The organism is Nostoc cf. commune SO-36 (assembly GCF_023734775.1).
Taxonomy (GTDB): domain Bacteria; phylum Cyanobacteriota; class Cyanobacteriia; order Cyanobacteriales; family Nostocaceae; genus Nostoc; species Nostoc commune_A.
The window spans coordinates 546,195-561,358 of sequence record NZ_AP025732.1 but is presented as its reverse complement, the minus strand read 5'-3'; the positions used below and the strand labels follow the sequence as shown (position 1 = coordinate 561,358).

General features: G+C 43.1%; 12 protein-coding genes. 11 read left to right on the top strand and 1 reads right to left on the bottom strand.

Features of this window, described 5'->3' with window-relative positions; translation table 11 throughout:
• Positions 1-231: 231 nt before the first annotated feature.
• The 8 genes from lpxA to ANSO36C_RS02520 all read left to right on the top strand — a co-directional run bounded on the left by lpxA (position 232) and on the right by ANSO36C_RS02520 (position 10,438).
• Positions 232-1,050: an acyl-ACP--UDP-N-acetylglucosamine O-acyltransferase gene (gene lpxA, locus ANSO36C_RS02555; RefSeq protein WP_251960233.1), complete on the top strand. Its 819-nt coding sequence runs from the start codon at positions 232-234 to the stop codon at positions 1,048-1,050.
• A gap of 112 nt (positions 1,051-1,162) precedes the next feature.
• Positions 1,163-2,332, top strand: coding sequence for a lipid-A-disaccharide synthase (lpxB, locus tag ANSO36C_RS02550; RefSeq protein WP_251958252.1), 1,170 nt, complete (start codon positions 1,163-1,165; stop codon positions 2,330-2,332).
• A gap of 75 nt (positions 2,333-2,407) precedes the next feature.
• Positions 2,408-3,670, top strand: a complete 1,263-nt coding sequence (locus tag ANSO36C_RS02545) for a DNA cytosine methyltransferase (RefSeq protein WP_251958251.1) — start codon at positions 2,408-2,410, stop codon at positions 3,668-3,670.
• Between the two features lie 106 nt (positions 3,671-3,776).
• Positions 3,777-4,208, top strand: coding sequence for a VOC family protein (locus ANSO36C_RS02540; protein WP_251958250.1), 432 nt, complete (start codon positions 3,777-3,779; stop codon positions 4,206-4,208).
• Positions 4,209-4,239: 31 nt separating this feature from the next.
• Entirely contained in the window at positions 4,240-5,121 is an 882-nt protein-coding gene (gene ylqF, locus ANSO36C_RS02535; RefSeq protein ID WP_251958249.1) for a ribosome biogenesis GTPase YlqF, read from the top strand.
• A gap of 291 nt (positions 5,122-5,412) precedes the next feature.
• On the top strand, positions 5,413-7,059 hold the full coding sequence (locus tag ANSO36C_RS02530; protein ID WP_251958248.1) for an adenylate/guanylate cyclase domain-containing protein: 1,647 nt from the start codon (positions 5,413-5,415) through the stop codon (positions 7,057-7,059).
• Positions 7,060-7,303: 244 nt separating this feature from the next.
• Positions 7,304-8,671, top strand: a complete 1,368-nt coding sequence (locus ANSO36C_RS02525) for an NAD-dependent succinate-semialdehyde dehydrogenase (RefSeq protein ID WP_251958247.1) — start codon at positions 7,304-7,306, stop codon at positions 8,669-8,671.
• A 123-nt stretch (positions 8,672-8,794) separates the two neighbouring features.
• Positions 8,795-10,438, top strand: coding sequence for an acetolactate synthase large subunit (locus tag ANSO36C_RS02520; protein WP_251960232.1), 1,644 nt, complete (start codon positions 8,795-8,797; stop codon positions 10,436-10,438).
• Positions 10,439-10,704: 266 nt separating this feature from the next.
• On the opposite strand, the gene ANSO36C_RS02515 is transcribed toward ANSO36C_RS02520, so the two are convergent.
• Positions 10,705-10,947, bottom strand: coding sequence for a hypothetical protein (locus ANSO36C_RS02515; RefSeq protein WP_251958246.1), 243 nt, complete (start codon positions 10,945-10,947; stop codon positions 10,705-10,707).
• 215 nt (positions 10,948-11,162) lie between these two features.
• Between ANSO36C_RS02515 and ANSO36C_RS02510 the strand changes: the two genes are divergently transcribed.
• The 3 genes from ANSO36C_RS02510 (at position 11,163) to ANSO36C_RS02500 (ending at position 14,789) form a co-directional block, all read left to right on the top strand.
• The gene (locus tag ANSO36C_RS02510) at positions 11,163-12,260 is read left to right on the top strand and encodes an ATP-binding protein (RefSeq protein WP_251958245.1); all 1,098 of its coding nucleotides are present in this window, start codon (positions 11,163-11,165) and stop codon (positions 12,258-12,260) included.
• Between the two features lie 14 nt (positions 12,261-12,274).
• A complete protein-coding gene (locus ANSO36C_RS02505; RefSeq protein WP_251958244.1) occupies positions 12,275-12,496 on the top strand; it encodes a hypothetical protein in 222 nt (73 codons plus the stop codon).
• A gap of 262 nt (positions 12,497-12,758) precedes the next feature.
• Positions 12,759-14,789, top strand: coding sequence for an nSTAND1 domain-containing NTPase (locus ANSO36C_RS02500; RefSeq protein WP_251958243.1), 2,031 nt, complete (start codon positions 12,759-12,761; stop codon positions 14,787-14,789).
• Positions 14,790-15,164: the final 375 nt, after the last annotated feature.

Sequence of the window (15,164 nt, the reverse complement as noted above, 5' to 3'; positions counted from 1 at the left end):
ACAACAGCATTTAATAATTTCTTGATTTTCGACACCCTCTGTACGAGACGCACTCACAAACACATTTAACTTGCTTTGCCCGACACTTTCGTTCACTGAAATACTTCACGCTCAACAATGCCAGCCGCCTCGATGGACGGTAGTCAGTATAACTCTCTTAACCAGAGTAACGCGCTGCCTCAGAAACTCGGCCCGGCATTGGCTTATCAAGACAGTTCTGGAGATTCACCCTTGAAAACGCTAATTCATCCAACTGCTGTAATTCATCCGAAATCGGAACTTCACCATACAGTGCAAGTCGGTGCCTATGCTGTGATTGGAGCGCATGTCAAAGTGGGCCCCGAAACAATAATCGGCGCTCATGCAGTGCTAGAGGGGCCTTGTGAAATTGGGGCGCAAAATCAGATTTTTACAGGTGCAGCCATCGGCATGGAACCCCAGGATCTCAAGTTTGTGGGAGAACCAACCTGGGTCAAAATTGGTGATAACAACTTAATTCGTGAGTACGTTACGATTAACCGCGCTACCGGTGCTGGTGAAGCGACGGTAATTGGTGACGGCAATCTGTTGATGGCTTATGTCCATGTGGCTCATAACTGCGTGATTGAAGACCAGGTAGTGATTGCTAACTCTGTGGCGTTAGCTGGTCATGTCCATATAGAGTCACGCGCTAGGCTGAGTGGGGTTTTAGGTGTCCATCAATTTGTACGTATTGGTAGACACGCAATGGTGGGAGGCATGGCACGTATTGACCGGGATGTGGCCCCATATATGCTGGTGGAGGGAAATCCCGCGCGGGTGCGAACTCTGAATATTGTGGGACTCAAACGGTCTGGTATGGATTCAGCAGATTTGCAAATACTGAAAAAAGCTTTCCGCATTCTCTACCGTTCTGATTTGTCCTTTAAGGATGCTTTGGAAAAGTTGGAATTGTTAGGGGATAGCGAACAGTTGCAGCATTTACGCCGTTTTCTGCTACTTTCCCAAATGCCTGGAAGACGTGGCTTGATTCCTGGTAAAGGCAAAAAAGGCGTTAGTGATGAATCGTGAATTATAAGTTAGGAGTTATGAGTTGATGGCTTAAATTTTTAAATCTTCACTCCTAACTCCTCACTCCTAACTATTTATTGGCTAACTACTAACTATTCACTCCAATTATCAAATGCGGATATTTATCAGCACTGGCGAAGTATCTGGCGATTTACAAGGATCGCTGCTAATTACAGCGCTGAAGCGTCAAGCTGTGGCGATTGGGTTGGAATTAGAGATTGTGGCACTAGGTGGCGAAAAAATGGCCGAGGCTGGGGCCATTCTGCTGGGAAATACCAGTAGTATTGGCTCGATGGGTATTCTAGAAGGGCTACCTTATGTTTTACCGACTCTCCAAGTGCAACGTCAAGCGATCGCTTCGCTAAAAGAAAATCCACCAGATTTAGTGGTGCTGATCGATTACATGACTCCCAATCTGGAAATTGGGACTTATATGAAACGGCAGTTACCAGATGTGCCTGTGGTATATTACATCGCTCCCCAAGAGTGGGCTTGGTCAATAAGTTTGCGTAGAACTAACCGGATTGTCGGTTTTACAGATAAGCTGTTGGCAATTTTCCCACAAGAAGCCCGTTACTTTCTCGAGAGAGGGGCAAAAGTTACTTGGGTAGGGCATCCTTTAGTTGACCGAATGCAAGACGCTCCTAGTCGCCAAGCAGCCCGTGCAACACTGGGCATTGCACCAGAAGAAATTGCGATCGCACTGCTCCCCGCCTCTCGTCGCCAAGAACTAAAATATCTTTTACCAATTATTTTTCAAGCTGCTCAAACTATTCAAGCTAAATTACCTGAAGTTCGTTTCTGGATTCCCCTGTCGCTGGAAGTCTATAGACAGCCAATTGAAGAGGCTATTGAGCGTTACGGTTTACGGGCGACAGTTATATCAGGTCAACAAATGGAAGTTTTTGCTGCGGCTGATTTAGCCATTAGTAAATCTGGTACTGTCAATTTAGAACTTGCTCTGTTCAAAGTGCCGCAAGTTGTAGTTTACCGCCTAAGTTCCCTGACTGCTTGGATAGCTCGTAAAATCCTCAAAGGTTCTATAACCTTTGCATCGCCACCTAATTTAGTAGTGATGAAGCTGATTGTGCCAGAATTTTTACAAGAACAAGCCACACCAGAGAATATTATCCAAGCAGCGATGGAACTGCTAGTCAATCCCCATCGTAGAGAGCAAACTTTGCTAGATTATGAGGAAATGCGGCGAAGTTTGGGAGAAGTTGGAGTGTGTGATCGCGCTGCTCAAGAAATTTTACAAATGCGATCAGGCACTGGGGATTAAAATCTGGGGGCTGGGGAAATTTTGTATATTTAATATTTAACGCAATATTCAATACCTAACCCCTTTACAGGTGTCATGGCTTATGAGATGAAAAAACAAAGAGCGATCGCAGTTGACTTATTTGCTGGCGCGGGCGGTATGACTCTTGGCTTTGAGCAAGCTGGTTTTGATGTGCTAGCGTCTGTAGAAATCGACCCTATACACTGTGCAACACATGAGTTTAACTTCCCTTATTGCTCAGTGTTATGTAAAAGTGTTGTGGATACAACGGGGGAAGAAATTAGGAATCGGTCTGAAATTGGCGATCGCGAAATTGATGTAGTAATTTGTGGCTCGCCATGTCAAGGATTTTCCCTAATTGGTAAGAGGGCTGTTGACGATCCACGAAACTCTTTGGTTTTTCACTTTCATCGGCTGGTTTTTGAGTTAAAACCGAAATTTTTTGTGATGGAAAATGTTCGGGGGATCACAGTTGGTAAACATAAACAAATCCTTCAAAGCTTGATTAGCGAATTTAGAATTAATGGCTATAAAGTAGAAGAGAATTACCAAATTCTCAACGCTGCCAGTTATGGAGTACCACAGTCCCGTGAGAGATTATTTCTTATAGGTGCAAGGGAAGATGTAGAATTACCAAAATACCCTCAGCCGATTACTAAACAGGCGCTAATAAATAACTTAACTTCTAAAAAAATCTCGGATATTCCATTGAGTCCTACAGTATCGGATGCAATTATAGATTTACCTGAAATAGAAAAATATCCTGAGTTACTAACAAGCGATTGGGTTGTAGCAGAATATGGAAAGCCTAGTAAATATGCTCTTGTACTTCGTGGTATCAAACGTCTAGATGATGATTATTCTTACAAACGAGAAGATGATTTGCGAATACTTTCTTCAAGTTTAAGAACAAAACATTCGGCGGAAACTATTAAACGTTTTCAGGATACTCAACAAGGTGAGAGAGAAAAAATTAGTCGTTTTTATAAGCTGCATCCTGCTGGTGTCTGTAATACTTTAAGAGCCGGAACAGACAAGTATAGGGGTTCTTTCACATCTCCTAGACCGATTCATCCATCCACACCTCGCTGTATCACAGTTAGGGAAGCGGCAAGATTACATTCTTACCCAGATTGGTTTAGGTTTCATGTAACCAAATGGCACGGATTTAGGCAAGTTGGTAACTCTGTACCGCCTCTACTAGCAAAGGCTGTGGCAGCAGAAATTATTCGCAGTTTAGATATTTCGCCCTTCAAGCCCAGTTTACGATACAAGTTGGGAGAGGAGAGATTATTACAATTTAATCTGTCGCAAGCAGCGCAATATTATCAGCTTTGATAAGAGTATTTTATCTGAAAATACCTGTAAAATAAAATTTCTCTAAGGTTGACATCTTGCCCGCCTATGCTGTGTAGATTAAAAGTTTAAAAGACAATAGGCAAATATGGTTTTCCAGTACACTAACGCATTTATCACCATAGCATCGGTTAATTTTGATAAGTTAGTAAATTTCTATACTAAATTGCTAGAGGAAAAGCCAGTTATTTTGATTCCGAATGTCTATGCTGAGTTTAATTTAGGTAGTACGCGATTAGGTATTTTTAAACCAAAGAAGACAAACGAGTCGGAATTTGAAGCCAGATCCAAGAACAAGCAACTTCTTGACGATACGCTTTGCGAATCTGTGTATACCAAAAGTAAGATAAGTTTGTGTTTAGAGGTGAGTAACTTAGAAGATGCGATCGCTCACCTAACTACTTTGGGCTATCCTCGACCAGGAGACATTTCCATTGCTTCCCACGGCAGAGAAATTTATGCCTATGACCCTGATGGCAACCGTCTAATTCTACATCAAGACTCAGTGAATGATAATTAATAAGTGATAATAATTTATTTGGTAATTGATTATGGCTATAACTCAAAACTATAGATTAAACCTGATTCAATGGTATCCAGGTCACATTGCGAAAGCTGAAAGGAAGCTCAAAGAACAGCTGAAGCGGGTAGATGTGGTGTTTGAAGTACGAGACGCCCGGATTCCTTTAGCGACTCACCATCCCCAAATAGGTGAGTGGGTGGAGGGTAAGGCACGGGTGTTGATACTGAACCGAGTAGATATGATTACGCCGCAAATGCGATCGCTATGGATAGATTGGTTTAAACGTCAAGGAGAAGTCCCTTATTTTACCAACGCTCAACATGGTAAAGGTATAGCAGAAGTGGCACGGGCAGCGCAAGCTGCTGGAGTAGAACTCAATCAAAGAAGAAGCGATCGCGGGATGTTACCTCGTCCAGTCCGGGCTGTGGTGATTGGTTTTCCTAATGTCGGTAAATCGGCTTTGATTAACCGCCTGTTGGGAAAGCGAGTCGTGGAAAGTGCAGCGCGTCCTGGGGTGACTCGCCAATTGCGCTGGGTGCGAATTTCCGAACATTTGGAATTGCTAGATGCTCCTGGTGTCATCCCTTTAAGATTGGAAGACCAAGATGCAGCATTGAAATTAGCCATTTGTGATGATATCGGTGAAGCATCTTACGATAATCAGCTAGTAGCAGCAGCCTTAGTGGATTTACTCAACTATTTGGAAGCAGTAGCCGCAGATTTATTACCAAAGAAACCATTGCAGTCCCGTTACCAACTCGATTCGACATCAGACACCGGAGATACCTATTTACACGCCTTAGCAGAGCATCGTTACAAAGGTGATATAGAGCGAGCTGCAAGGCAACTTTTAACAGATTTTCGCAAGGGGTTATTGGGTGAGATGAGTTTGGAATTACCACCTAACTAGATTTCAAGCACTTTCAGCCCGTTTTTGAGTAGCGGGTGAGGAGCGTTCAAAAATCTGGACGCTCGGCTTTAGTGAGTTTGAATGTTATCGCCAATCCAACATATTATATTTTCAGGCGATGCTCCAGACGCGATCGCTCCAGCATAATTACCTCCTTTGATGTAATATATGTAACATACAGTTGTCGGAATGCAGTTAACAGTGTCATAAAGAAAAGGTGAAGGTTAACCTGTAGGGTATAACTTACCTTAGAGTTGCTTGACCTCTAGCTTCGATGGATCTATCACACTCATGACTGAACTCACGCTACGCCTACAAGAGGGAGATACCGAGACAACGATCGCAGTTGACCAAAATGTATTTACAATTGGTCGTTTGCCGGAATGTAACTTGTACTTACCTTTTGCTGGAGTATCCCGCAACCATGCTCGCCTGGTGAAAACGGCTGAAGGTGTGTGGACTATTGAGGATCTTGGCAGCAAAAACGGGACGCAGGTTAATAAATATCTTGTTAACTCTCCCCAAGAGTTATATCACGGCGATATCCTTTGGCTAGGCAATGTTAGCCTGGTAGTATTGATCACAAATCCTGTTTCCCAACCGGAGTATCCCGGAATTTCGGATATTAATGAGCAAAGAACAATCCTTCACAATGTTGAACAATTACAACAGCAATGGATTGCAGCTGATAGTAAGGATGGGAACATCAGCAATAAAGACCAAACCATCGCCCGTCTCAAAGACTTAGTAGACATAGCGAAAAATCTCTGTGCGGCAGCATCCATAGAAGAGATTTTTTCTCAAGTCCAGCAAGTAGTTTTTCGTTACCTTGATAGTATCGAACGCTTGGCATTATTAATTGATGTCAATGGTTGCGGCCAGTTGGAACTAATGAATGCCGCCACTAGAAACGTTTCCCAACAGAAACATCTTCCCTCTGATGGTAGTTGGATTAGTCGTAGTATCTGTCAAAAGGTATTTGAGGAAAAAGTCGTCATTCAAACAGCCGATACCCAACAGGATGAACGGTTTGCTAGTGAACAGAGTATTTTGGTCAAAGGCATTCGCAGCGCGATGGCAGTGCCTTTATGGGATGAGAATAAAGTTGTGGGCGTACTGTATGCCGATGCCAATCTTTCTTCTTACCATTGGGCAAATGAAGGCGAGGAAGAATTGAGCTTTTTTTCAGCTTTAGCAAACCTTGTGGCTTCTAGTGTGCAACGTTGGTTATTGGTAGAAAAACTTAAAACTGAAGAAATGATTCGTCACCGACTAGAACGTTATCATTCTCCAGCAGTTGTACAGCAGTTGATCTCTGTAGGCGGATTACCGGGTGGTCGTTTAGCTCCCACCGAGAGCGAAATCAGTATTTTGTTTGCAGATTTAGTTGGCTTTACGGCAATTTCTGAAAGATTAACACCAACTGCGATCGCTCAACTATTAAATAATTTATTTGAAGAGATGCTAAAAGAAGTTTTTACTTGTGGCGGCACTTTAGATAAGTATATTGGCGATTGTATTATGGCATTTTTTGGCGCTCCAGAAGCGCAAACAGATCACGCCGATCGCGCTGTTACTGCTGCCAAGGGAATGCTTACTCGTCTCGAACATCTGAATGCCAATGGTTTTTGGCACGAACCTCTGCAATTACGCATTGCGATTAATAGCGGTAAAGCTGTGGTGGGAGATGTCGGTAGTTCCCAAAGGGTCGATTATACGGCATTAGGCGCGACAATTAATCTTGCTGCTCGTATGGAAGCAGTTTGTCCCCCTAGTGAATGTGTGATTAGTCAAGCCACCCATAAAATGCTTTCACAACCCTCAGACTTCCAAGAAATGGGAGATTATCGTTTCAAAGGTATTGAGCGATTAGTTAAGATTTATCAGACAAAATTGCAGCCAGTGCTAACAATCGTTGCTCCAATCATTAATTTTTAGCGATTTGGCAGGGAGTAGGGGGCAGGGGGAAAAGAATAATTAATGACCAATGACTAATGACAAATATATCAAGATAAATACGTAGTTAGGTTGTATATTTTATTTAAAATAAAATTGCGAAGTTGTAATACTAAGCAACTAATTCTTAGCTAAAAGACTAGAATTTGGGTGGTAGCTTCCTCAAATTATATGTATAACACTAGGAAGCCTACTTGAAGCTATTTATTTAACGGGAGGTCAGGTAATGGCGATCGCCACCATTAATCCCGCCACTGGGGAGACGCTCAAAACCTTTGAGGCGCTCAATGATGAAGAGATTGTTGCTAAACTCGATTTGGCTAATCAGACTTTTGAAAAGTATCGTCAGACTAGTTTCTCTGAGCGATCGCACTGGCTACAAAAGGCTGCTGATATATTAGAGCAAGACAAAGCAGAATTTGCGAAGTTGATGACTCTAGAAATGGGTAAGCCATTTAAAGCTGCGATCGCAGAAGTCGAAAAATGCGCCGCCGTCTGTCGCTACTATGCCGAACACGCCCCTAGTTTTCTAGCTGATGTCAGTGTAAAAACTGATGCCAGCCAGAGTTTTGTACGTTATCAACCAATGGGTGCAATTCTCGCGGTGATGCCGTGGAATTTTCCCTTCTGGCAAGTGTTCCGCTTTGCTGCACCAGCACTAATGGCGGGAAATGTCGGCTTACTCAAACACGCTTCCAACGTGCCGCAGTGCGCCTTGGCAATTGAAGATATTATCCGACGAGCAGGTTTTCCTAAAGGTGCGTTTCAAACTCTATTAATAGGCGCTGCCAAAGTTGCCGATTTAATGGCTGATGACCGCGTAAAAGCTGCCACCTTGACCGGAAGCGAACCAGCAGGTGCATCCCTCGCTGTCGCTGCCGGGAAACAAATCAAAAAAACAGTTTTGGAATTAGGAGGAAGTGACCCGTTTATTGTGTTAGAAAGTGCTGACTTAGAGACAGCAGTTGTCACAGCTACTACAGCGCGGATGTTAAATAACGGGCAATCATGTATTGCAGCGAAACGTTTTATTGTCGCAGATGCGATCGCAGATAAATTTGAAAAATTGCTTTTAGAAAAATTTGAGGCGCTAAAAGTAGGCGATCCTATGCAACCGGATACCGATTTAGGCCCCCTGGCAACACCTGGTATTCTCCAGGATTTAGATCAACAAGTGCAAAATGCTATTAGCAGTGGTGGTAAAGTCCTCACCGGTGGACATCCTTTATCAGATCGTCCTGGAAACTTTTATCCGCCAACGATTATCGTAGACATCCCCACCGACACACCAATTGCCAAAGAAGAATTCTTTGGCCCAGTAGCCTTGTTATTCCGGGTTCCAAATATCGATGCTGCCGTTAAACTCGCTAATGACTCACCCTTTGGATTAGGTGCAAGTGCTTGGACAACCAACGACCAAGAGAGCGATCGCTTGGTTGAGGAAATTGAAGCAGGTGCCGTGTTTATCAACAGTATGGTCAAATCCGATCCTCGGTTGCCCTTTGGTGGCATCAAGCGTTCTGGATATGGCAGAGAATTGAGTATCCAAGGTATACATGAGTTTGTCAATGTTAAAACCGTGTGGGTTAAATGATTATGGGTAGCGCATGGGGCATGGGGAATAGGGCATAGGTAATGCAAATAAAACTTAAATTACCAATGCCCAATGCCCAATGCCCAAGCCCCAATATTTATCGTCAGTAAGTTAGGAAATAAAATGAATACAGCAGAATTATTGGTGCAGTGCCTAGAAAATGAAGGAGTGCAATACATTTTTGGACTTCCTGGTGAAGAAAACCTGCACGTTTTGGAAGCGTTAAAACATTCTTCGATTAAATTTATTACGACTCGTCATGAACAAGGTGCAGCATTCATGGCCGATGTTTATGGACGCCTAACAGGAAAAGCCGGAGTGTGTCTTTCTACCCTTGGCCCTGGGGCAACCAACTTGATGACTGGGGTAGCAGATGCTAACCTCGATGGTGCGCCCTTAGTGGCGATTACCGGTCAAGTAGGAACAGATAGAATGCATATTGAATCCCACCAATATTTAGATTTGGTGGCAATGTTTGCACCTGTTACCAAGTGGAATAAGCAGATTGTGCGACCAAGTATTACACCAGAAGTAGTACGAAAAGCATTCAAGCGATCGCAATCCGAAAAACCTGGTGCAGTTCACATCGATTTACCAGAAAATATTGCTGCCATGCCCGTCGAAGGCAAACCTTTGCGTAAGGATAATAGCGAAAAAACTTATGCATCTTTTGCTAGCATTCGGGCAGCCGCCGCCGCAATTTCCCAAGCAGTTAACCCATTAATCTTAGTCGGAAATGGGGCAATTCGCGCTCAAGCAAGTGATGCAGTAACGCAATTTGCCACCTTGCTGAATATCCCTGTTGCCAATACCTTCATGGGTAAAGGCATTATTCCCTACACACATCAATTAGCTTTGTGGTCAGTGGGATTACAGCAAAGAGACTTTATTACCTGTGGCTTTGATAACACAGATTTAGTAATTGCGATCGGCTATGATTTAATTGAGTTTTCCCCCAAGAAATGGAATCGTAATGGTGAAATTCCCATTGTGCATATTGGGGTAAGTCCGGCGGAGATTGATAGTAGTTATATTCCCAACGCCGAAGTCGTGGGAGATATTTCAGATTCCCTCTATGAAATTTTAAAATTAGCAGACCGACAAGGTAAACCCGATCCTTTTGCCATTAGCTTAAGGTCAGAGATTCGGGCTGATTACGAACAGTATGCCCATGATGACGGATTTCCCATTAAGCCGCAAAAGTTAATTTATGACTTACGCCAAGTGATGGGCCCAGATGATATCGTCATTTCTGATGTTGGCGCACATAAAATGTGGATGGCTCGTCATTATCATTGCCATAGCCCCAATACTTGCATAATTTCCAACGGCTTCGCAGCTATGGGTATTGCTATTCCTGGCGCTTTAGCAGCAAAACTCGTTTATCCCAACCGCAAAGTCGTGGCTGTAACAGGTGATGGCGGCTTTATGATGAATTCTCAAGAATTAGAAACAGCCTTGCGTGTTGGTACACCCTTTGTCACCATAATTTTCAATGATGGCGGCTATGGGTTAATTGAGTGGAAGCAAGAAAATCAATTTGGCAAAGGAAATTCATCTTTTGTGCATTTTAGCAATCCTGATTTCGTCAAATTCGCCGAAAGTATGGGTTTAAAAGGCTACCGAGTTGAATCGGCTTTAGATTTGATTCCCACTTTGAAAGAAGCCCTCGCTCAAGATGTACCCGCAGTGATAGATTGTCCCGTAGACTATCGGGAGAATCACCGCTTTAGTCAAAAAGCCGGCGAGTTGAGTTGCCCGGTGTAAAAATTAGAGACGCCATTAATCGCGTCTGTACAAGAGTTAGGAGTTAGGAGTTATTTATTCCTAACTCCTTTAGTGTTTTGGTAGAGTGCGTTATGCCAAAGGCTAATGCACCGCTTTACCATAGACATATTTCTTCTCTTTCTTTGCGTCCTTCTCTACGAGACGCTACGCGAATGCGTCCTTTGCGGTTCGTAAAAAAAACCATGAAGTTCAAAGGTTCATTCACAATGAGTTAGAATCAATAACTTCTAGCTCATTACTGATTTTTACTCATAATTAATTGTCTTCTGCTCTAAATTTGTGCTTTCCTGCTTTTGGGCAATATCTTCTACTGGTTTGCATTGCCTTTTGTCAATATCTGACTTAATAATGAGTCCCTTAGTATTGAGCGATATTTCAACTTGGTATTGACCATTCACCATATTAATAGCGGCGTAAATTACTGTACCAAACATCATCACTCCGCAAAGTGATAAAGTAATTTGCAGAATTCCCAATTCTCGTTTCATTCTCAAAGCCCTTAATCCCTTACATTCTCATTACAACTTGGTGCTGGTTGAGAACGGAGTTGAGAAATAGTCACCCATTAGACGAGTTGTTAGTTGATTATTCGTTAAGTTCAGGATGACTATAATTTCTAGAGTGCAAGAAGTTATGGTTCAACAGCTTTGCTATTTAGCGAGTATAAAAACCTGATATACTCACAGCAGTTTCTCGATGAGGAATGATGGCGCGATCGCTCCGAGTAGCCCCTGAGTATATTGAAAAAGTAAAGTCAGCACCTCAGTTTAACGGCTATCCCAGCCAGCAGTCTTTGGCTACAGATATAGGATTTTCTCTTTCCACAGTCAAAAGCTTTCTCACTGGTAAACCTGTTGACTATCTAAATTTTGTAGAACTTAGCAAAAAACTGGGGTTAGAGTGGCAAGACATTGCATACAAAGAACCAGAAACTCAGCCAAATCAACCTCAGCCACCTAACGGGGAAGCATCACCCTTCATCACTGGCGCACCCATCACCCAGCCGCGTTACTTTTTTGGACGAGAGAAAGAATTAAAACGCCTCTTCAATCTACTCAAACGCCATCCTCTACAAAACGCCGCCATTATTGGCAAAAAGCGTAGTGGTAAAACATCCCTGCTGCACTACCTCAGAAATATCACCATTACCCCAGCAGAACAGCTGCGTCCTGCTCAAAAATCTGACTGGCTACCGCATCCAGAAAATTACTGTTGGATTTTTGTAGACTTGCAAGACGCACGAATGCAAAGCCGAGAAGGTTTACTAAAGTACATCCTAGAATCACTGAAGATGCAAGTGCCTACACCTTGCGATTTAGATCGTTTCATGCAGGTAGTCAGCGATAATTTGCATTTTCCCACAGTCATCTTACTGGATGAGATTAGTGTTGGATTGGAACGCTGTCCAGAATTAGATGATGGCTTTTGGGAATGTTTGCGGTCTTTAGCAACTAACCATACAGGAGGGAATCTAGCATTTGTCTTGGCTACTCCCGAATCACCGATTGAAATGGTGCGAAACACAGGACACAGTTCACCCTTTTTCAATATTTTCGGCTACACCGCATATCTGGGAGCATTGACTGAGAAAGAAGTGCGGGAATTGATAGCTAGTTCGCCCATTGCCTTCACTGATGAAGATGTAGAGTGGATTTTGACACAAAGTTGCTGCTGGCCACTGTTGTTACAAATTCTGTGTAGAGAAAAATTATTTAACTTAGAAGAAGGGGAGAATGATGATAACTGGCGTGAGGAAGGATTACAACAAATCAAACCATTTACTCATTTATTAGATTCATAACTAGCAGAGTAACCATGAAAGCACACCGAATTGAAACAAAGTTAACTAAAAACGGAACCTTGATTCTTGAGGATTTACCGTTTCAGGCTGGGGAAGCTGTTGAAATTATCATTCTAGAAACTCAGACTCGTCCCCAAGAAGAGAATTTGTATCCTTTGCGTGGCAAACAGCCTTACCGTTATGATGATCCTTTTGAACCTGCTGTGCCTCTGGAAGATTGGGAAGTCTTACAATGATAAATCTAAATAGTCATTGCGATCACATTAAGGTAAAGCACAGTAAGCTAATCATCATTCATTTTTCCAGAATGATTCGCTTGTAGTAAAAGCTTCAGCCTTACTTTTATGCAACTTAAATGCCGATTAGCTTAATCTTAGACTTTGCGATTGCTCCCCTTCTCCTAACGGAGACGCTACGCGAATGGGAACGCCAAAGGCGAACATTCCACTAGCGCTGCATTCGCAATGACATAGAGTTTTAAACAGGAGTGCAGAAACGTTGACTTCACCACAACTTCCCCCCAACGCCTACACCAACGCACCCCAACAGCACCCCAACTTAATCATCGGGAGCCTGCAACTGTTTTTCTGGCTCATTTTCCGCCCCTCAGCTTGGCGTAACCACCTTAAGCGCATTGACCTTAATCTAGAATCAAACTCCTCTCTGAGTATCTTGTTAGGACAAGGCCGATGGCGAAATCTGGCTTTGTGGAGATTTTTCATCCAGGCATACTTTATATTACCTATCCTAGCTAACTTACTGCTGGGCTTAGTGTTATGGGTGTTGGGTGAACCAATCGCAAATATAGCTTTTTGCGTGGGATTAGGTGTGGCGATAGGTGTGGTAATAGGAGTGAATTTCAGCATGGAGAGAAGCGTAGGAGTAACTATTAATTCATGGCAGACTGTTCTATTCTTTCCATTTATCACTGTTTGGAATCATCTACTTTATAGATTAGAAAAAATACGTAATGCTAAAAGCCCTTGTTTATTTCGCTACCACTCTGCTTTCTGGGATGAGTTGCAGTATTTACACCTGCGTGGCTTGGATAAATACCTCCTTTTTGTCATTGAACATAACCCAGTTGAAGGAGAAGCAGCCTTAGGATACTTGAGTATTACTCCCCAAAGTTGGGCTGTTCAAGCTGCTCAAATTGAACTAGATTTACGCAGTTTAGAAGGCTGTAAGAATATGAAAGATATTCGTCAGGTTAATTGCAATCTAATATTTGGTGAAAGCCTTATTAGCCAGTTTTTAGACGATGCATTTAATCATGCTGGTATTCACAATCAGCGCATAGCTCTTAGGGTTTTTGTAGAGCATTTGAATGAATACTTGCCGAGCTTTGGTGAACAATATGATTTTCGTTTCCGTTCAATTGCCAAAAGTTGGCGTGAGATAATACTCAACTATGTAGAAGAATTAGCTAAAGTTACTGAACTGCGCCAAGAAATTGACTCGCCTTACATTATCGGTGTACCCCTCACTGAGGAGCAAAAAATTTTCATGGGGCGTAATGACATTGGCACACGCATCGAGCAACTACTGCGCGATCGCCGTCGCCCACCTTTGCTACTATATGGTCAGCGACGCATGGGTAAAACTTCCCTCCTCAACAACATCGGAAAGTTACTACCCAATTCCATCATCCCCATGTTTGTAGACTTACAAGGCGCACCTTCATCAGCCAGTGACCATGCAGGTTTTCTCTATAATCTGGCTAGAGATATGGAGAAGTCAGCGAAAAAGCAAGGTGTAACTCTACCGTCCCTAGCCCGCGAAATGCTACAATCTGACCCTTTCACCTATTTCGATGAATGGCTAGATAAAGTAGAACAGGCTCTAGAACAAAATACCGCCTTACTAGCGTTAGATGAATTCGAGGTGCTAGACAACGCCATAGCCAAAGGTCGCTTTGATGAACAGGATGTTTTGGGAATGCTGCGTCACCTCATCCAACATCGTCCCCGCTTCAAGGTGTTACTGGCTGGCTCTCATACTATCGAAGAATATCAGCGCTGGGCTAGTTATCTAATTAATGTCCAAGTGGTGCATATCTCCTACCTCAAAGAAGCGGAAGCACGACAATTAATTGAACGTCCCGTCAAAGATTTTACCCTGCGCTATGAACCTGACGCGGTTGAGCGAGTGTTGCAACTCACCCGTTGTCACCCATTCTTAGTACAACTACTCTGTGCGGAAATTGTCGTACTCAAAAACGAGCAAGACCCCTCTATCCGGCGATTGGCAACCTTAGCCAATGTCGAAGCAGCGATACCAGAAGCTTTGCAAAGTGGGGGCTTTTTCTTTGCTGATATTCAAAACAACCAAGTAGACGCTACTGGACAAGCTATTCTACGTTTTATTGCCGCTCAAGGGGAAGGGGCTATAGTTAGCCGCCAAACTCTATTGCAAGAGTTTCCTGATGCTGATATTACTTTCCACTTGCTGTTACAACGTGAGTTAATTGAGGAAGTTGACGACGGCTATGGCTTCCAGGTGGAGTTGATTCGCCGTTGGTTTGTTTGAATCATGTTTGGTAAATATGTCATTACGAGCGGAGCGAAGCAATCGCAAGGGCTGGGATTGCTTCGCTCTGCTCGCAATGACTGTAATTATTTTTGTCCGACTACTTCTCAAAAACTCGTTAACGGAGTTCAAAGGCTCGTTCACGAGTATAAAAGACTCGTTAACGGAGTTCAAAGCCTCATTCACGAGTATAAAAGACTCGTTCACGAGTATAAAAGACTCATTCACGAGTATAAAAGACTCGTTCACGGAGTTCAAAGGCTCGTTCACGAGTATAAAAGGCTCATTCACGAGTATAAAAGACTCGCTGACGGAGTTCAAAGCCTCGTTCACGAGTATAAAAGACTCGTTCACGGAGTTCAAAGACTCGTTCAC

What these genes read in the sequence shown, in the direction of transcription:
- lpxB (WP_251958252.1), top strand. Translation starts at nt 1,163, where the DNA reads ATGCGGATATTTATCAGCACTGGCGAAGTATCTGGCGATTTACAAGGA.
- ANSO36C_RS02545 (WP_251958251.1), top strand. Translation starts at nt 2,408, where the DNA reads ATGGCTTATGAGATGAAAAAACAAAGAGCGATCGCAGTTGACTTATTT.
- ANSO36C_RS02540 (WP_251958250.1), top strand. Translation starts at nt 3,777, where the DNA reads ATGGTTTTCCAGTACACTAACGCATTTATCACCATAGCATCGGTTAAT.
- ylqF (WP_251958249.1), top strand. Translation starts at nt 4,240, where the DNA reads ATGGCTATAACTCAAAACTATAGATTAAACCTGATTCAATGGTATCCA.
- ANSO36C_RS02530 (WP_251958248.1), top strand. Translation starts at nt 5,413, where the DNA reads ATGACTGAACTCACGCTACGCCTACAAGAGGGAGATACCGAGACAACG.
- ANSO36C_RS02525 (WP_251958247.1), top strand. Translation starts at nt 7,304, where the DNA reads ATGGCGATCGCCACCATTAATCCCGCCACTGGGGAGACGCTCAAAACC.
- ANSO36C_RS02520 (WP_251960232.1), top strand. Translation starts at nt 8,795, where the DNA reads ATGAATACAGCAGAATTATTGGTGCAGTGCCTAGAAAATGAAGGAGTG.
- ANSO36C_RS02515 (WP_251958246.1), bottom strand. Translation starts at nt 10,947, where the DNA reads ATGAAACGAGAATTGGGAATTCTGCAAATTACTTTATCACTTTGCGGA.
- ANSO36C_RS02510 (WP_251958245.1), top strand. Translation starts at nt 11,163, where the DNA reads ATGATGGCGCGATCGCTCCGAGTAGCCCCTGAGTATATTGAAAAAGTA.
- ANSO36C_RS02505 (WP_251958244.1), top strand. Translation starts at nt 12,275, where the DNA reads ATGAAAGCACACCGAATTGAAACAAAGTTAACTAAAAACGGAACCTTG.